The following is a 16,450-nucleotide window of genomic DNA, read 5'->3' on the forward strand; positions in this document are numbered from 1 at the left end:
GGCCTCAGCCCGGCAGTTCGATATCCAGCAGGTCGATCATCCGGTCGCGTATGCGCAGGGCCTGGCGGGCCTGCTCTGGGCGGGCGGCTGCGCAGGCATTGATCAGGCATTCTGCCGCCACGATGAAGGCGCCAAGACTGTTGGACAGAAAGCTTGAATCATGCGGAACCAGCAGTGCGGCCTGCGAGCTTTCGATCAAGGGAGAGCTGGCGCGATCGGTGATGGCCACTGTCGAAAGCCCGATCCGTCGCGCGGCCTCGGCCACCTGCACCACCTGCGCCGAATAGGGGGCGCAACTGGCCGAAATCAGCACGTCGCCGCGCGTCAGCAATGCCAGCCCTTCGGCGGTGCCAAGGCTGTTGGCGTCGACCAGGGTCACATCCGAACGGATCATCCGCAGCCCATAGACCAGAAAACTTGCCAGCGCGTGAAACTGGCGGATGCCATAGACCGCGACACGGGGCGCGGACATGATGCATTCGACTGCGGCCGCGAACGCCTCGGGATCAAGCTCGGTCAGAAAACGCTCGATATTGTCCTGATTTTCGCGGCACAGCCGCGCCGCCCGCGCCATCGGGGTGCCTTCGCCCCCCTCCAGCGCCAGCGAAGCGCGGCGGGTGTAGAACTGGCCGGGGCCCTCAGCACCCGGCGAGAGCAGCACGCGCTGGAAGGCCGGGAAACCCGAATAACCCAGACTGTGTGCCAGCCGCGTCAGGGTTGAGGGGTTGACCTCCAGCACCTCGGCAAGCGCGGTGATCGACAAGAGCGCCGGGCTGCCCTGCAGATCAAGGATGCGTTCCAGCGCCGCCCGTGTCTTGGCCCCCAGTGATACCGTCACTTCGCCACGCGCGATGGCGATCATCAGGCGGCGTAGTTCGGCCACCGTGGTGGGGGGGGCATCAGCGGGGGGTGATGCCGGTATAGGTGGCGTCTCCGGATCGGCGGTCATGGATCCTCCAGTCGATCCCCATCTTTTCAACACGCAAGATGGCCGTGGCAAGGGTGTTTTCATCATCCGGGTCGTCGGCGGCATCGCGGCGGATCGGCAGGCCCGGCCCATCCTCGTCGCGCAGGATGCTGAGTGGATCGGTCACACCCGCGGCGATCAGGGCATTACCGCGCCTTTGCCGGTCGCCTGAGGATTGTGTGATGATCTGATGACCCAAGCCGTAGACATGATGCAGCGCGTGGTTGGCATGGACCGCAGGGGCGGTGATTTCCCGCACCGAAATCTCGCTGGCCCCGTATTCGACCGACAGGATGCGCCGGTCACGCTGATGGCTCAGGGCGAAATGGAAGCCGCCGCTGTCGGGCCGGTCGCGCAGGATCGTAATTGCCATGTCCAGCGTTTCCGCACCCAGCACCGCCCGCCCCAGCACCATGCGTGGCAGGCCGGGTTCAACCCCGGTCAAGCGCAGGTTGTTGACCGTCTGGACCAGCCCGGCATCGGTAAAGGCAAAGGTATGGCCGGGGATCGAGCCGGGATAACAGAAGGCCCGAAAGCCCGGCGCGCCATCCGGGCGAATATCGGCGATGAAGGCGTGGCCACGAAAGAACGGCAGGCCGTCTTCATTATGGCCCAGAACCGGCACACCGCCCGGCAAAAGCACGGTGGTGCAGCCGTCCGGGGTGGATGCCAGCAGATCGCCGCGGCAGTTCCAGGCGAAGACGTCCGTCACCGGCAGGCCCAGCCCTTCGGCCAGCCCCTCGATCTCGGCCCAGATCGCCGGAAAACGCTGCTGCACCGCCCCGGCCATCCGCGCCACGCGGCCGGCATGTGCCGGGGCGGTGACCAGTTGCCAGATCGGGGCGGGCAAAAGATGACGATTGACCGCCGCACGCCCTGCCTGTCCCAGCGCCCGGCCGATATCGCGCGGGCTGCCACCAGCCGTGTGCCAGCCGAGGTCGTTCTTCTTATTCGACATGTTGCAGAAAGTCCTTCAACCGCTCGCTGGGCGGATTTTCGATCACCTCGCGCGGGTCGCCATCGACCGAGATCTTGCCGTGTTCCATGAAGATCAGCCGCGTGCCGACCTGCTTGGCAAAGGCCATCTCGTGGGTGACAACGACCATGGTCATGCCCTCGCGGGCCAACTGGCGCATGACGTTCAGCACTTCCTGCTTCAATTCGGGGTCAAGGGCGCTGGTTGGTTCGTCAAACAGCATGACCTTGGGCCGCACGGCCAGCGCCCGGGCGATCGCCACGCGCTGCTGTTGGCCGCCCGACAGTTCCGACGGGTAATGCCCGGCCTTGTCCTTCAGCCCCACCTTTTCCAGCAGCACCAGCGCCTGCGCCTCGGCTTCGGCGCGACCAAGCCCCCGCACCTTGCGCGGACCGAAGGCCACGTTCTGCAAGGCGCTCATCTGTGGGAACAGGTTGAACTGCTGGAACACCATCCCGGCTTCCTGCCGGATCAGGCGCAGCTGCTTCTTGCCCTCGCGTACGCTGATCCCGTCCATGATCAGATCGCCGCCGGTGATCTGCTCCAGCCCGTTGATGCATCGCAGCAATGTGGACTTGCCCGAGCCGGACGGCCCGATCAGCACGACCACCTCGCCGGTGTCGATGGAAAGATCTACCCCGTCCAGCACCTTCAGATCGCCGAAGTGCTTTGACGTCTTGCGGAATTCGATGATGCTCACAAGATCCTCATGCGTTTTTCGATGGCGCGCAGGGCAACCGTCATGCTGCCGGTCAAAAGCAGGTAGATCACGGCGACGGCAGCCCAGATCTCCACCGCGCGAAAGTTCGAGGCCATGATTTCCTGTCCGGTCCGGGTCAGTTCACCCACACCGATCACGATGAACAGCGAGGTGTCCTTGAGGCTGACGATGAACTGGTTGCCCAGGGGCGGGATCAGCCGGCGGAAGGCCAGCGGCCCGAGGATATAGACCAGAACTTTCCACTGGGGCAGACCCAGCGCCAGCCCCGCCTCGCTCAGCCCCCTGGAGATGGACAAAAAGGCACCGCGCACAATCTCGGCAATATAGGCGCCGGCATTGACCACGATCGCCACCACCGCAGCCGCCATCGGATCGACCCGAAGCCCGGTCAGCACCGGCATGGCAAAGTAAAGAAACATCACCTGCACCACGATGGGTGTGCCGCGGATCAATTCGATATAGACAAAGGCGATGGCGTTCAGAACACGGCCGCCATAGGCGCGCATCAGCCCGGCAATGGTGCCCAGAAGGATGCCGCCCAGAAGGCCGATGATGGTGATCTGCACAGTGATCCTGGCACCGGCGATCAGCTGTGGAAGAAAGGTCAGGACAACGGACCAGTCGGTCTGCACATCGGCCTCCTCATGCTAGGGACGAAACGGGGGCCGGGCTGGGGCAAACCGCCGCCCGGCCCGGATCGGATCACTTGGCGGGCTTGCTGCCAAACCACTTTTCATAGATCGCGTCATAGCGTCCGTCGGCCTTCATCCTGGCAAGCGCCTCGTTGACCTTCGGGGTCAGCTCGCTGCCCTTGGGAAAGCCGATGCCGTATTCATGCGCCATCATCTGTTCGCCCACGGCCCTGACCTGACCCTGACCGGCGGTTGCGATATAATACAGCACATTGGGCGTGTCGTGCATTGCCGCATCCACGCCGCCGGCGCGCAGCTCAAGATAGGCGTTGTCGATATTGGGGAATTTGCGCAGCTCGGTGTCCTTGAAGTTTTCTTCGGCATAATCCGAGGACGAGGTGCCGGTCTTCACCGACAGCTTCTTGCCGGCCAGATCCGCGGCGCCCGTGATCGTGCTGTCGGTGGGGACCATCAGCAGCAGGCCACTGTCATAATAGCCGTCCGAAAAGTCGATCACTTCCTGACGCTCGGGCTTGATGGTGATCCCGGCCAGCGCCACGTCGACCTGTCCGGTCTGCAGTGCGGGGATGATGCCGGCAAAGTCCATCGGGCGCAGTTCGTAGGTCAGCCCGAGTTCCGTTGCGATCGCCTCCCACATGTCGATGTCGAAGCCTACATATTTGTCGCCTTCCTTGAACTCGAAGGGGACGAAGGCCGTGTCTGTGGCAACGATCAGCCCTTCGGCAGAGGCGAAAGAGGCGCTCAGCGCAAAGACGGCGGCGCCGGCAAGCCGGACAAGGGATTTCATGGTGGTTCTCCTGTTGGTTTGTCGAAGGCCGGTTCTGCGACTGTCCAGCCATGCAAAAATATTTGCACATAAAGAAGTACAATGCAATTATTTTGCGAACTCCTTGTCGCATAGCGGAAGAACCCGATGCCCGGTCATATTTTCTGACGCTCACCAATGGAGCCTTGCCAACCGCGCAGTCCGCGGCAACGCCGGCTATTTGATTGACAGCACAGGAAAACGCTTCCCGACGGGGCCGGTGGGGGGGGCGGTGTCCTGCCTTGGTCATCCCGACCCCGATGTCCGGGCGGCCAAGGCCGCTTTCGATCCGGCGCGCAGGCTGCATGCTCGGATCAAGGCTGCGGCTTTCGAATCCGGGCTGATCCGCTCTCCGACGGGCGGCGGCATCGATGGCCAGCGCGGTGGTCACATTCTGCTGCCCGCCCTCAGGCAAGCCATTCCTGACGCATTCGCAAGATCGCCACCAATACGCTGCCCTTATTGTGCAAGACACATCGCAGAGTACCCTGCGAGAAATCCGCCAAAGCAGTGCCAGAAGCCTGTTTTCCACATATGGCGGAATGATGATAGAAAATGGCGAACATATGAAAGGTCGAGGCCCCCGGCATCCTCTACAAGTATACAGGAACTACGGCGTAGCAGGAGGGCTTGGCCAGAGTTTCACAAGAGGGGGAGATGATGGACGTCATCCGGTTCATTCTGGGGAATTGGGTCTCGATTGCAGGGATGGCGGTCGAACATGTGACAATCGTTGGTGTGGCCGTTGGTCTTGCCATCTTGACCGGCGTCCCAATAGGCATCGCGATCACGCAAAACAAGTCGGTCGCGAACGTCGTGCTTTATGTTGCGTCGATCATCGTCACCATCCCGTCCATTGCGCTTTTTGGTCTGATGATCCCTGTTCTTTCGAAGATCGGGCAGGGCATCGGATGGTTGCCGGCGGTGATCGCCATCCTGCTATACTCGCAATTGCCGATCATCCGTAATACATACACGGCTATCACCAATGTCGATCCTGCCCTGCGCGAGGCCGCCCGCGGTATGGGTATGACTTCGTTCCAGCGGCTGTTCCGGGTCGAGATTCCGATAGCCATCCCGGTCATCATGGCGGGTGTGCGTACGGCCGTTGTCATGAATATCGGCGTTGCGGCCATTGCCGCCTATATCGGTGCGGGTGGGTTGGGTGTCCTTATCTCGCGCGGGATCAGCCAGACCGATCCCCGGCAGCTGATCACCGGGGCGCTTGCCGTCTCACTTCTCGCCATTCTGGCCGACTGGGGATTGCTGCGGGTGCAAAAGCTCCTGACCCCCAGCGGCCTCACGCGCTGAGTTCGGCGCCGTCAAACTTTGCGGAGTCTCTTATGATCCAGCTCGAAAATCTCACGAAAACCTTTGATACGCCCCAAGGTCAGATCGTGGCGGCGGACAAGGTGAACATGACGGTCCCGACCGGTGAAATCTGTATCCTGCTTGGGCCGTCGGGTTGCGGCAAGACCACCGCGCTCAAAATGATCAATCGCCTCATTCAGCCGAGCAGCGGCCGTATCCTGATCAATGGTGAGGATACGACGCAGATCGACACGATCGAACTGCGCCGCAATATCGGCTATGTGATCCAGCAGATCGGTCTGTTCCCGAACATGACGGTCGAGGAAAATATCTGTGTCGTGCCGCGGATGCTGGGCTGGGATGCCAAGCGCGCCACGGCGCGTGCGGCCGAACTGATCGACCTGGTCGGGCTCGATCCGCATCTTTTCCTGCGGCGTTATCCCAAAGAACTCTCGGGCGGGCAGCAGCAGCGCATCGGCGTGATCCGTGCGCTCGCGGCTGATCCTCCGGTCATGCTCATGGATGAACCGTTCGGCGCGATCGACCCGATCAACCGCGAAATCATCCAGAACGAATTCCTCAAGATGCAGGCGGCGTTGAAGAAGACGATCATGTTCGTCAGCCATGACATCGATGAGGCTGTCAAGATGGGTGACAAGATCGCCATCTTCCGCAGTGGCAAAATCGAGCAGTACGACTCGCCCGACCGTATCCTTGCCCACCCGGTGAACGCGTTTGTCGCCGATTTCGTCGGCGCCGACCGTACGCTGAAGCGTCTGCGCCTCGTGACCGCTGAAGAGGTCGCCGATCACGCAGCGCCTGTGGTGGCGCGCAGCGCAAGGCCGCAAGACGCGGTGCAGGCGGCGCGCGCGCACGGCAGCCGGATCGTGATCGTCATCGACGCGGATCACAGGCCTGTCGGCTATGTGACCGCCGACGAGCTAAGCGGTGCGGGCGGCGCGGTTGCGGATTTCGCGCATCCTCTGCCGGCAACGGTGCCGGCGCGCGCCGATCTGCGTGCTGTCGTCTCTGAAATGTTTGCTCATGACATCATGTGGCTGGCCTGCACTGACGATAAAGGCCGTTTTGCCGGAGTGGTGACACAACCCGCCGTGACGGCCGCGCTCGGGCAGAGCGGCGGCCAGCCACGAGCGAACTGAAACCGGAGGCGGGCGATGCAAAACAAGATGGGACTGCGCCGCTATCTTTCGCTGCTGCTGGCTTTCGGCCTGGGGATCTGGCTATGCGCTTCGGGACTGCCGGGACAGATGGCGGAATACTGGGGCGACATGGTTTACCTGTCGCGCCAACACATCATACTCGTTGCCGCTTCGGGCGGGGCGGCGATTGCGGTAGGCATTCCGACTGGTATCTGGCTGTCACGTCCGTCGATGGAACGTTATGCCGAGACCTTCATGCAAGTGTTCAACATCGGCACCACGATCCCCACACTTGCGGTGATCGCTCTGTCCATGACGTTTCTGGGCATTGGCTTTACGCCGGCGTTCTTCGGGCTATTCGTCGCCTCTCTGCTGCCGATCGTGCGCAATACCTACACTGGCCTGCTTGCGGTTCCCGCGCACCTGAGGGAGGCCGCGACCGGCATGGGCATGACCCCGGCGCAGATCCTGTTTCGGGTTGAATTGCCCAATGCGCTCTACGTCATCTTTTCCGGCGTACGCACCGCGCTTGCGATCAATGTCGGCACCACGCCGCTGGCCTTTCTGATCGGTGGCGGCGGGCTGGGCGAGCTTATCTTTACCGGCATCGATCTGATGGAAACCGGCATGCTGCTGGCTGGGGCCATCCCGACCGCATTCCTTGCCGTTTTCGTCGATTTCCTGACCGGCCAGGCACAACTTCGTCTCGTCCCCAAAGGCGTGAACCCGCTGCGCTGAACGCGGCAAACCAGAACAATCCAACACTAGAACAATCCAACACGGAGCAACCTAAATCATGATGAATTCCTTCAAGGCGACGCTTGCTGGTCTTGCCCTGATCGGGATGGCCACTGGCGCCCAGGCTGCCGACGTTGTCGTCGGCGGCAAGAACTTCACCGAACAGCAGTTGCTGTCCTCGATCACCGAGCAGCTTCTTGAAGCCAAGGGCCTTACCGTCGATAACCGTGCGGGCATGGGTTCGGCTGCGGTGCGCCAGGCAATGGAAAGCGGGCAGGTCGATGTTTACTGGGAATATACCGGCACCTCGCTGATCACCTACAACAAGGTCGAGGAAAAGCTGGATGCCGATCAGACCTATGCGAAGGTCAAGGAACTTGACGCCGGGAAAGGTATCGTCTGGCTCGACGCATCGAAAGCGAACAACACCTATGCATTCGCAATGCGCAAGTCGCAGGCTGAAGACCAGGGCATCGTGACCCTTTCCGATCTGGCGGCCAAGGTGAATGCCGGCGAGCCGCTCAGCTTCGGTTCCAACGCCGAGTTCTATGCGCGTCCCGATGGCCTCAAGCCGCTGCAGGAAGCCTATGGCTTCGAGTTCGCCCGCGCCGCGATCAAGCGCATGGACTCTGGCCTCGTCTATCAGGCGCTGCGCGATGCGCAGGTCGATGTGGGACTGGTCTTTGCGACCGACGGTCGTATCCCTGCCTTCGATTTCGTGGTGCTCAAGGATAACAAAGGCTACTTCCCCGCCTATGCGCTTGCCCCGGTGATCCGCAAGGAAATCCTCGACGCCCATCCGGAAGTGGGTGAACTGCTGAATGCTGTTTCTGCCAGGCTTGACGATGCCGTGATGGCTGGTCTCAATGCCAGGGTCGATGTGGATCAGGTGTCGATCGAGAATGTCGCCGCCGACTTCCTGAAAGACAGCGGTCTGCTCTGACAACTTTGCGGGGCGCGGCAAATTCGCGCCCCAACCAACTTTCGGGGTGTTTCGATGTCCACACGCAAGATCAAGGTTGGTGCGGCCCAGTTTGCCAGCGAAATCGGCGACGTCGACGCCAACCTGGAACGTCATCTGGAGTGGATCGCCCGTGGGCATAAGGCCGGTCTTGACCTTCTGGTGATGCCCGAACTGTCGCTGACCGGGCATTACGGGCCCGAGCGTTTGCTTGAAGCCGCGATGAAACGCAACGATCCGCGGCTTGGGAAGCTTGCCGATGCGGCCGGCGAGATGAAAGTTGTGATTGGTTTCATCGAAGAGGGGCCGGCGGCGCAATTCTATAATTCGGCCGCTATGCTGCATGGCGGGCGGATGGTCCATCTGCATCGCAAGGTCAACCTGCCGACCTATGGCAAGCTGGAAGAGGGCAAATACTATGCCTCTGGTCGCTTCGTCGAAACCTGCAACCTGGACGAGGACTGGTGTGCGGGTCTGCTTATCTGTGCTGATGTCTGGAACCCGGCGCTGACCCATCTGGCCTTCTTGCACGGTGCGACGCTTTTGGTCTGCCCGGTAAGTTCGGGTGTCGAGGCTGTAGGAATTGACTTTGACAATCCCGGTGGGTGGGCGTTGACCATGCGCTTTTACGCGATGATGTATGGCGCCCCGACGATCATGGTGAACCGGATCGGTGTCGAACGCGATCTGACCTTCTGGGGCGGTTCAAGAATACTGGACCCGTTTGGCAAGGAACTGGCCGTTGCGGGCGCGGGCGAAGAAATGATCACTGCAGAGCTCGATTTCGACACGGTGCGGCGCGCGCGCCACCTGCTGCCGACCGTGCGGGATAGCAATCTCGCGCTGGTCATGCGTGAGACATCCCGGCTGATCGACAAGATCGGCATCCCCGATTTCGTTCGCCACGACTAATGGTTTCGGGCGGAAACCCGCCCGCCAATCCCCGACGCAAACGTAACGCTCATCATCTTCTCTGGCCTGGTGCGGGGAGATGGCTTCCGGAGACATGCCGCCATGGCACCTGCCGTAACCGACTTCATCCATGATCTGACATGGGACAGACTTTCCCCCGATCTGCACGCGTTTGCACGGCGCTGGCTGTTGGATCTTTTGGGGGTTGCCGCGGGGGGCTCGGAAACCGCCCTGTCGCGGATTTCGCGGAACCATGCTGCGAACCATTTTGGCAAGGGCGGACGCGCCGCAAGGATGGTGTTCGACGGCAGGGCGGTCAGCCCGGTCGGAGCCGCGCTGGCTGGCGGGATGACGATTGATGCGCTTGATGCACATGACGGTCACAAATTGACCAAGGGGCATGTCGGTTGCGGCGTCCTTCCCGCGCTTTTGGCGCTTTGCGAGGCCGAAGACAGAACCGATGGCGGGGCTTTCCTGGCTGGCCTTGTTGTCGGGTATGAGATCGGCACGCGTGCCGGGATCGCATTGCACCGCACCGCTTGTGACTATCATACGTCGGGTGCCTGGGTCGCGGTGGCGGCGGCGTCACTGGGTGCAAGGGTTCTGGGGCTGGACGCTGCCCGAACACGCGAGGCGGTGGGGATCGCGGAATATCACGGCCCGCGCAGCCAGATGATGCGCTGCATCGACCATCCGACGATGATCAAGGACGGCTCCGGTTGGGGGGCTATGGCGGGCGTGTCTGCGGCCTATCTTGCAGCGGATGGCTTTACCGGGGCGCCCGCAATCACGGTTGAGGGCGCGGACGTCGCGGACCTCTGGTCCGATCTCGGGCAGCGATGGCGTATCCTTGAGCAATATTACAAACCCTTCCCGGTCTGCAGGTGGGCGCAACCCTCGGTGCAGGCGGTGCTTCGCCTGCGTGAACAACACCAGCTGACCTCGGAAGCCGTCGAGCGGATCGAGATCTCTACTTTCCACGAGGCTATCCGTTTGGCCGTCCGCCATCCGAAAACTACAGAAGAGGCGCAATATTCGACCGCCTTCCCTGTCGCCTCAGCCCTTGTGCGCGGCCAGCTGGGTCCGGCGGAGGTAGAGGAAACCGCGTTCCGCGATCCCGAGGTGAACCGCCTTGCCGATACGATGACCTTTGTGGAAACCGAGACGTTCAATGCGGCCTTCCCCGCCCGCCGCTTTGCGGAGGTCACCCTTTGCCTTCGGGATGGGCGCCGTATTGCTTCCGGGCCCACGGAGGCCAGTGGCGATCCGGAGGAGCCCGCCCCGATGCAACATGTCCGGCGGAAGTTTCACGATTATGCACGCCCGGTTCTTGGCGCGGACAGGGCCGGGGCGATCGAAGCCTGCGTCGATACTCTCTCTACCGGGGTTCGGATCAAGGGCTTGCTGGACCTTATCCACGCGCCAACCCTTCCGTTGCAAACATAGTTCGGGTCAGCGGGTATCGGTTTTCCGCCGTTCCGTGCCGGGGCTATGGCCGAATGCGCGCCGAAATGCGCTGCCGAGATGAGACGCCGAGACAAAACCGCAACGCAGCGCGATCGAGGCGATCGACTCGGTGCTTTCTTTCAATAGCCGGCGTGCTTCCTTGAGGCGGATCGAGACGTAGAACTGCTGCGGCGTCATGCCGAAATACTGGTGCCAGAGCCTTTCCAATTGGCGCAGGGAAAGGTTGCTGCGCTGTGCGATCTGGCTGATCTCGACCAGGTTCTCAAGATTGTCTTCCATACAGGCAATAGCGGCATTGATCCGGTTGTCGTGGATGCCATAGCGCCATTGGATCTCCATCCGCTGATGTTCTTGCGGGCCCCGGATGCGGCTGTGCAGGAATTGCTCTGCGATATCCGCTGCCAATTGGCCGCCATAGTCGCTTGAAATCTGATCCAGCATAAGATCAATGGCCGCGATGCCGCCTGCGCAGGTCCAGCGGTTGCGATCCCGCACATAGATCTCACGACAAACCTGGATGTTGGGGAATTCCTCCGAAAACTGGCGCAAGGATTCCCAATGCAGCGTGCAGCGATAGCCGGACAGAAGGCCCGCACGGGCCAACACGAAGGTTCCCGTGCTCAGCGCGCCAAGCGGCTTGCCCGCGACGGCCAGGCGGTTCAGGAAGTTCATCACCCGTTTGTCGTGCAGCTTTTCGATGTTCAGGCTTGCCACGATGATAAGGCGGTCCAGTTCCGGGGCATGGTCGATCGACTGGGTCTGCAGTTCAAAACCGCTGCTGGATGCGACTGCTCCGCCAGTTGAGGACAGCACATGCCATTCATAAAGCAGGCGCCCGGACAGGCGGTTTGCGGCGCGCAATGGCTCGCTCGCCGAGGCGAAAGCCATCATAGAAAAATCCGGGAACACGAGCAGGCCGACGCGCTTTGGCCGGTCGGCCGGCTGGATGTTCTCGGTCGTTGTTATCCCCGCGCCTGGCTTCGATCTGTCCATAAACCCCTGCACCTGGGCCGAGAAGTTCCCATGCCCGTCTCTTCTTGCAATGGAGGCGTCAATGCAAGCCCGGATTGCCGAGGCCGTCATGCCAGCTTCACAAGCAGCCCCTGCAAAGGATGCCGCAGGCGGCCCCCGTCGATCAGCTTCACCTGGGATCGGCACGAACAGCACCGCTGTTTCGTAGTCGCTGGTGAACGCGTCCGGCACAATTTCAACGCTACGCGCGCGGTCCTCCTCTGTGAACAAGGAACGCTGTTCAGGCGTGGCGAATCCCGGCCCCCTGTGTTGCAATTCGCGCTTCAGGTTGACGCCGGAAGGTTTGGGCACATGTACCAAACCAGGCAGGCGGGTGCACAGAAGGCCTGATAAAGCGAAAGGGTTGCCCTGCGGACGAGAGCCTGGGGATCACGGCGTTATCTGTCGTCTGGTGTCGCGGCCCGAGAAACCCGGGCCGCCGTGTTCTACCTTGTCAGAGACAGTTTGCGCGAATGCCGCCGTCGATTTTTTCGACCAGAAGTTTGAAGACGGGATGATCGTTCGTCAACTGCTGGCCATGCTCCATCCCTTCGACCAGAAGCGGGGCATCGCCTGCGTCACCGGGATAGACCTTATGCAGACGCACCGACTCCGACGGCATATGCAGCGTGTTGTCCAGGCCGTGCACGATCAGGGCCGGTGGAAACTTGCCTGCAATTTCATGCAACGACCCCTCGGGATCGAAGCGGACATAGGTCTTGTAGGATTTCGCGGTCACATGGCTGCACCCGGGCCATTGATCGACGCCGCCGGCCTGCGTGTAGTTTCCCAGCTGTTCGTCGACATAGGCCTGCGTGGCCGGGTCCAGCGGATAGTAGCCCAGGCGGGTGGCCCCGGTTCCGGTGTCAAACGGCGGAATCGCGGCGGCGTCGTCCAGTTCCGAAATCGCCAGATGTGCACCCACCGCGTCGGCACGCAGGTTCTGCAAAGCACTGAGACGCGTGTAGCTCATCGGAATATAGAAGCTCACCTGATCGCCGCCCGCCTGAGCCAGATCCGAGATCGCCGCAAGGCTTGCAACCGATCCCATTGCCCAGGACGCGACCGCCGGCATCGCGCCGAAACGCGACTTCGTCCACTCGATCAGCGCCAGAAGTTCGATCTTCTGATCCTCAAGGCTGACGTTGGTCACGGTGATGTCGCCGACCTTGGTCGTGTTCCGCGCAGCCTTGTTGGTAAAGTAGCCCGATACGTCATAGGTTGTGACGTTGTAACCGAGTTGCGCCATCGCCCGACCAAAAAGCTGGCCATACATCGAAACGCCGCCGGTGAAGCCCGAGTTGAAAACGAAGGGCGGAAGATTTTTCGTTTCTTCGCTCAGTTCAGAGGGGCGAAAGCAGAAGCCGCGCAGGTTAAGCGTGACGTCGCCATAGGTCACCGGAAAGGCGAATTCTTCTTCGATAATCTTGTTCATCATCTTGCTTTCATTGATGAGGGGTGAAAATCTCTGCAGATGCGCCGCGCAGCAGGGCCTTTGCAGAAAGATTGGTGTTCGCCGCAGTCAGATCGGACAGCCGCGAGACGAAGTCGAAGACGGTGACGGGCGTAAAAAGATCGGCATAGGGCCGTCCGGACTGATCTTTGCCGACATGTGGCGCATCGCTGGCCTGCAGGATCAGCTTGTCCGCACCAAGCGTTTCCGCGATCCTGACAACAAAAGGAGCCACGGCTTCCGGCGTCGTCGAAGTACGGTAGCCCGGCCCCTTGAAGACGACGTTTCCACGCGACTTCGCTTCTAGCAACAAAGCGACATAGGTGGCATCGTCGGGGCCGCGTTCGGGCTGACAGGTGCCAAGATGGTCGATCGCGATCCGCAGGCTGTGCGGGATCTGGCGCAAGACCTTCAGATTGACCTCGGGGTTCTGCGCATAGATGTGCAGGTGCTGGTCAGGCCGCAGGCGACTATACATCTCGTGCCAGGCTGCCGATGCATAGGCCTGATCGCCAACCTGATCCGGCGTAGCGTCATGCAAAACGATCCTGACGCCTTTTACCTGAGGATGGGCAAGGCGTTCCGCCGTCGCATAGTCTGGTTTTGCCAGAATCGTTCCAACGATCTCAATACCGCCATATCGGGCAGGGTTCTTCGTCTTAAGGGCGGCAAGTTCTTTGAACGACGCGAAGACGTTCTCGGAATCCGGGAGAATGCTGAGGTGGACATTGTTGATCAGGCCGGGGGTCACTCCAGTATCGATCAGGGTATCCAGATACTCAGTTAACGGATGCGGGGAAGGCAGACTGTAGGGCAGGCCACCAGCAACCCGATCCAGGTCTGCCGCCGTGAAAAAGTGCGCATGCGCATCGATTACCTGGGTCATTCAGAGCACCATCCAAAAGCTGGCGATTTCATCCGAAACTATTGGTATTGTGGGACGCTGCGTCCAAACAGTTCGCCATTTACTATCATCAAATCGCCATATGCTGCCTGAGGGCCGAGTTTCGCTGGACCTTGGGATATTGCGTCGCCAGATTACCCAACCTGAAACGCTACGAATCCGGCGATGGCGGAACCCACGCGCTCAAGAGTTCGGAATAGCCATGACTTTGCTGATTTCTTTCGCAGCCCTGTTTCTTTCGGCGCTGCTTCTGCAACTCGGTCTGGGGGGCACTGCACCACTCGATGCGATCTCGGGTGCGGCTCTGGGTTTTACCGAGGGAGAGATCGGCCTTTTGGGCTCGGCGCATTTCCTGGGTTTCTTCATCGGTTGCTGGTGGGCACCACGGCTGATGGGAGAGGTCGGCCATTCTCGCGCATTCGCGGCCTTCACCGCGTCCGGGACGATCGGCATCATGGCCCACATGATGCTTCTGGACCCGATCGCCTGGATACTCATGCGCATTGCGGTGGGTATGGCGCTGGCGGGTTGCTTCACGATCATCGAGGCATGGCTGCAGTCCAAGGTCACCAATGAGACCCGGGGCAGGGCGATGGGGGTCTATCGCGTTGTCGACATCTTCGGCAGCCTGGGTGCCCAGCTTTTGATCGGTGTGCTGGAGCCTGCCAGCTACGTCTCGTACAATGTGCTGGCGCTGATCTGCTGCGCGACTCTGTTTCCGCTTGTCCTCTCGCGCGCCGAGGCACCGGAAGCTGGCGTTGCGCCCCGCCTCAGACCCGGCTTGGCATGGAGGCGATCACCCCTTGCCGCAGCGGGGGTAATCGTGTCCGGGATCAGCGGGGCGGCGTTCCGCATGGTCGGGCCCCTCTACGGTGTCGCGGTCGGCCTCAGGCCTGAGCACATTGCGTTTTTCCTGGCCGCCTATGTTCTGGGTGGCGCATTGGCCCAGATACCTGTCGGCTGGCTCGCGGATAAGTTTGACCGCCGCGTGGTGCTCATCTGGCTTTCAGCTGCCTCGGCGGCAGCCTGCGTCGTTACCGTCTCGACACAAGGGTTAGGCGTCATGGCGATATTTTTGTCGGCCGGTCTCTTTGGCTTTACGACCTTCCCGATATACTCGGTCGCGGCCGCACATGCGCATGATTTTGCCGCAACGGATGAACGTGTCGAACTCTCGGCTTCACTGTTGTTCCTTTATGCGGTGGGGGCCATGGCAAGTCCCTTGATTGCTTCCTTGCTCATGGCCAGATTCGGACAAGCGGGGATGTTCAGTTTTCTGGGGGTCTCGCATATCGTTCTTGTCATATTCGGTATCGTGCGGATGCGCGTCCGCCCGGCCCCACCGCATCGCAGCGGTTATGTTTACGTCCCGCGAACATCCTTCGTCGTTGGCAGGTTGCTGCGACGAAATCGAGATGAGTAAGCGCCAAGGCCTTGTCATGGGAACTCGGCCTGGGGCGGACAGGGTGGTTTCGTCGCCAGGATCATGTAGGGCCCTTGTTTTACACACTTCAGGTGTGTATGTTTAGTATGGTCATGGAGGGCATTATGCCGCAAACAACTCCTGAGAAGCAGCGTACGAACATTACCCTGACGGCGGCCAATCTGGCCGCTGCGCGTGAGTTGGGTCTTAATGTTTCGGCCATCAGTGACGCCGCAGTCGCCGAGGCTGTCCGTAGGGCGAAGGCGAAAGCATGGGCCAGGGAAAACGCCGGCGCGATCGCTGAGCGCCGTGCCTGGATTGAGGCGCATGGCACGCCGTTGGCGGATCTTCAGGTGTTGAAGATCGGCTGATGGCGCAGTTCCATGTTTATCGGGTTCCTGGCGATCGTCTTGTGCTCGACCTCCAGACAGATTTGATCGAAATCGGTACACGCGTGGTAGCACCGCTCTTACCAGCAGATTCTGGTCCGAAGGCCATCGGACGCCTTGAGCCGACCTTCAAGATCGAAGGTTCAACTTATGTGCTGCACACCGCAGAGATGGCAGCCATCCCGTCGGCACTGCTCAAGGAAGGGCCTGTCGCGGATCTTTCCGCCTCGGATTATGAAATCCGTGGCGCTCTCGATATGGTTTTCTCCGGCTTCTGATCATTCCATGTAGCGGGGCGCACCCATCTTCCAGCCACGCCGCCGGGGGGGGGAATGATATGCCCGGCCTCGGGCGCCGATGGCTTATCGAACTCAGATGTACTGTCATTCGATTTGGTGCGCAGAAGCGAAGGTTAAGATTGCGTCACTAATCGGTTCGGCACCGTTGTCGCTGACGATCATTCCGGGTTTGCCGCGCCGCTCGATCAGGGCCATCAGTTCCCGTGCGACGCGCCGCCCGGATAAACGATCAGCCGGGATGGCCGATCAACCCATAGATCTCGAAAGTCCGATAATCTACATTATGTTATTAAAATACGC

17 protein-coding genes and 1 pseudogene are annotated in these 16,450 nt (G+C 60.8%); 9 read left to right on the top strand and 9 right to left on the bottom strand.

Going from position 1 to position 16,450, the window contains the following annotated elements; translation table 11 throughout:
• Positions 1 to 4: 4 nt before the first annotated feature.
• From ACK8OU_RS08740 to glnH, 5 genes are all read right to left on the bottom strand, one after another.
• Positions 5 to 949 (bottom strand): MurR/RpiR family transcriptional regulator, encoded by a 945-nt coding sequence (locus tag ACK8OU_RS08740; RefSeq protein ID WP_410302993.1) that lies wholly within the window; start codon positions 947 to 949, stop codon positions 5 to 7.
• Positions 900 to 1,925, bottom strand: coding sequence for a C45 family autoproteolytic acyltransferase/hydolase (locus tag ACK8OU_RS08745; protein WP_410302994.1), 1,026 nt, complete (start codon positions 1,923 to 1,925; stop codon positions 900 to 902). Before ACK8OU_RS08745 ends, ACK8OU_RS08740 begins: the two co-directional genes overlap by 50 nt.
• Complete coding sequence (gene glnQ, locus ACK8OU_RS08750) at positions 1,915 to 2,643, bottom strand: glutamine ABC transporter ATP-binding protein GlnQ (RefSeq protein ID WP_458524350.1); 729 nt, start codon at positions 2,641 to 2,643, stop codon at positions 1,915 to 1,917. The genes ACK8OU_RS08745 and glnQ overlap by 11 nt, the downstream gene beginning before the upstream one ends.
• On the bottom strand, positions 2,640 to 3,296 hold the full coding sequence (gene glnP, locus ACK8OU_RS08755; protein ID WP_410302995.1) for a glutamine ABC transporter permease GlnP: 657 nt from the start codon (positions 3,294 to 3,296) through the stop codon (positions 2,640 to 2,642). The genes glnQ and glnP overlap by 4 nt, the downstream gene beginning before the upstream one ends.
• A 70-nt stretch (positions 3,297 to 3,366) precedes the next feature.
• The gene (glnH, locus tag ACK8OU_RS08760; protein ID WP_410302996.1) at positions 3,367 to 4,104 is read right to left on the bottom strand and encodes a glutamine ABC transporter substrate-binding protein GlnH; all 738 of its coding nucleotides are present in this window, start codon (positions 4,102 to 4,104) and stop codon (positions 3,367 to 3,369) included.
• Positions 4,105 to 4,779: 675 nt separating this feature from the next.
• Here glnH and ACK8OU_RS08765 point away from each other — a divergent pair.
• The 6 genes from ACK8OU_RS08765 to ACK8OU_RS08790 all read left to right on the top strand — a co-directional run bounded on the left by ACK8OU_RS08765 (position 4,780) and on the right by ACK8OU_RS08790 (position 10,650).
• Positions 4,780 to 5,433 (top strand): ABC transporter permease, encoded by a 654-nt coding sequence (locus ACK8OU_RS08765; RefSeq protein ID WP_410302997.1) that lies wholly within the window; start codon positions 4,780 to 4,782, stop codon positions 5,431 to 5,433.
• A 32-nt stretch (positions 5,434 to 5,465) separates the two neighbouring features.
• Positions 5,466 to 6,593 carry an ABC transporter ATP-binding protein gene (locus ACK8OU_RS08770; RefSeq protein WP_410302998.1) on the top strand — a complete coding sequence of 376 codons (1,128 nt, stop codon included), beginning with the start codon at positions 5,466 to 5,468 and terminating at the stop codon, positions 6,591 to 6,593.
• A gap of 27 nt (positions 6,594 to 6,620) precedes the next feature.
• Positions 6,621 to 7,331, top strand: coding sequence for an ABC transporter permease (locus ACK8OU_RS08775; protein ID WP_410302999.1), 711 nt, complete (start codon positions 6,621 to 6,623; stop codon positions 7,329 to 7,331).
• Between the two features lie 58 nt (positions 7,332 to 7,389).
• Positions 7,390 to 8,274 carry a glycine betaine ABC transporter substrate-binding protein gene (locus tag ACK8OU_RS08780; RefSeq protein ID WP_410303000.1) on the top strand — a complete coding sequence of 295 codons (885 nt, stop codon included), beginning with the start codon at positions 7,390 to 7,392 and terminating at the stop codon, positions 8,272 to 8,274.
• 54 nt (positions 8,275 to 8,328) lie between these two features.
• Positions 8,329 to 9,204, top strand: coding sequence for a nitrilase-related carbon-nitrogen hydrolase (locus ACK8OU_RS08785; RefSeq protein ID WP_410303001.1), 876 nt, complete (start codon positions 8,329 to 8,331; stop codon positions 9,202 to 9,204).
• A 102-nt stretch (positions 9,205 to 9,306) separates the two neighbouring features.
• A complete protein-coding gene (locus ACK8OU_RS08790; protein ID WP_410303002.1) occupies positions 9,307 to 10,650 on the top strand; it encodes an MmgE/PrpD family protein in 1,344 nt (447 codons plus the stop codon).
• 6 nt (positions 10,651 to 10,656) lie between these two features.
• Here ACK8OU_RS08790 and ACK8OU_RS08795 read toward each other — a convergent pair whose 3' ends face one another.
• From ACK8OU_RS08795 to ACK8OU_RS08805, 3 genes are all read right to left on the bottom strand, one after another.
• Positions 10,657 to 11,994 carry a GlxA family transcriptional regulator gene (locus ACK8OU_RS08795; RefSeq protein ID WP_410303003.1) on the bottom strand — a complete coding sequence of 446 codons (1,338 nt, stop codon included), beginning with the start codon at positions 11,992 to 11,994 and terminating at the stop codon, positions 10,657 to 10,659.
• A 142-nt stretch (positions 11,995 to 12,136) separates the two neighbouring features.
• Entirely contained in the window at positions 12,137 to 13,120 is a 984-nt protein-coding gene (locus ACK8OU_RS08800; protein ID WP_410303004.1) for an alpha/beta hydrolase family protein, read from the bottom strand.
• Positions 13,121 to 13,127: 7 nt separating this feature from the next.
• Entirely contained in the window at positions 13,128 to 14,021 is an 894-nt protein-coding gene (locus ACK8OU_RS08805) for an amidohydrolase family protein (RefSeq protein WP_410303005.1), read from the bottom strand.
• Between the two features lie 220 nt (positions 14,022 to 14,241).
• Here ACK8OU_RS08805 and ACK8OU_RS08810 point away from each other — a divergent pair, with 220 nt between their 5' ends.
• The 3 genes from ACK8OU_RS08810 (at position 14,242) to ACK8OU_RS08820 (ending at position 16,129) form a co-directional block, all read left to right on the top strand.
• A complete protein-coding gene (locus tag ACK8OU_RS08810) occupies positions 14,242 to 15,462 on the top strand; it encodes an MFS transporter (protein ID WP_410303006.1) in 1,221 nt (406 codons plus the stop codon).
• A 74-nt stretch (positions 15,463 to 15,536) separates the two neighbouring features.
• Entirely contained in the window at positions 15,537 to 15,833 is a 297-nt protein-coding gene (locus tag ACK8OU_RS08815; RefSeq protein ID WP_410303007.1) for a type II toxin-antitoxin system CcdA family antitoxin, read from the top strand.
• Positions 15,833 to 16,129 (top strand): CcdB family protein, encoded by a 297-nt coding sequence (locus ACK8OU_RS08820; RefSeq protein ID WP_410303008.1) that lies wholly within the window; start codon positions 15,833 to 15,835, stop codon positions 16,127 to 16,129. The genes ACK8OU_RS08815 and ACK8OU_RS08820 overlap by 1 nt, the downstream gene beginning before the upstream one ends.
• 108 nt (positions 16,130 to 16,237) lie before the next feature.
• Here the strand turns inward: ACK8OU_RS08820 and ACK8OU_RS08825 are convergent.
• A pseudogene (locus ACK8OU_RS08825) lies at positions 16,238 to 16,396 on the bottom strand (IS3 family transposase); the annotation flags it as partial.
• Positions 16,397 to 16,450: the final 54 nt, after the last annotated feature.

This window comes from Pontitalea aquivivens (assembly GCF_046507575.1).
GTDB lineage: Bacteria > Pseudomonadota > Alphaproteobacteria > Rhodobacterales > Rhodobacteraceae > Pontitalea > Pontitalea aquivivens.

Coding starts and splice junctions, on each gene's coding strand:
- ACK8OU_RS08810 (WP_410303006.1), top strand. CDS start 14,242: ATGACTTTGCTGATTTCTTTCGCAGCCCTGTTTCTTTCGGCGCTGCTT.
- ACK8OU_RS08785 (WP_410303001.1), top strand. CDS start 8,329: ATGTCCACACGCAAGATCAAGGTTGGTGCGGCCCAGTTTGCCAGCGAA.
- ACK8OU_RS08775 (WP_410302999.1), top strand. CDS start 6,621: ATGGGACTGCGCCGCTATCTTTCGCTGCTGCTGGCTTTCGGCCTGGGG.
- ACK8OU_RS08805 (WP_410303005.1), bottom strand. CDS start 14,021: ATGACCCAGGTAATCGATGCGCATGCGCACTTTTTCACGGCGGCAGAC.
- ACK8OU_RS08745 (WP_410302994.1), bottom strand. CDS start 1,925: ATGTCGAATAAGAAGAACGACCTCGGCTGGCACACGGCTGGTGGCAGC.
- ACK8OU_RS08790 (WP_410303002.1), top strand. CDS start 9,307: ATGGCACCTGCCGTAACCGACTTCATCCATGATCTGACATGGGACAGA.
- ACK8OU_RS08770 (WP_410302998.1), top strand. CDS start 5,466: ATGATCCAGCTCGAAAATCTCACGAAAACCTTTGATACGCCCCAAGGT.
- ACK8OU_RS08765 (WP_410302997.1), top strand. CDS start 4,780: ATGATGGACGTCATCCGGTTCATTCTGGGGAATTGGGTCTCGATTGCA.
- ACK8OU_RS08740 (WP_410302993.1), bottom strand. CDS start 949: ATGACCGCCGATCCGGAGACGCCACCTATACCGGCATCACCCCCCGCT.
- ACK8OU_RS08780 (WP_410303000.1), top strand. CDS start 7,390: ATGATGAATTCCTTCAAGGCGACGCTTGCTGGTCTTGCCCTGATCGGG.
- glnH (WP_410302996.1), bottom strand. CDS start 4,104: ATGAAATCCCTTGTCCGGCTTGCCGGCGCCGCCGTCTTTGCGCTGAGC.
- ACK8OU_RS08820 (WP_410303008.1), top strand. CDS start 15,833: ATGGCGCAGTTCCATGTTTATCGGGTTCCTGGCGATCGTCTTGTGCTC.
- ACK8OU_RS08800 (WP_410303004.1), bottom strand. CDS start 13,120: ATGATGAACAAGATTATCGAAGAAGAATTCGCCTTTCCGGTGACCTAT.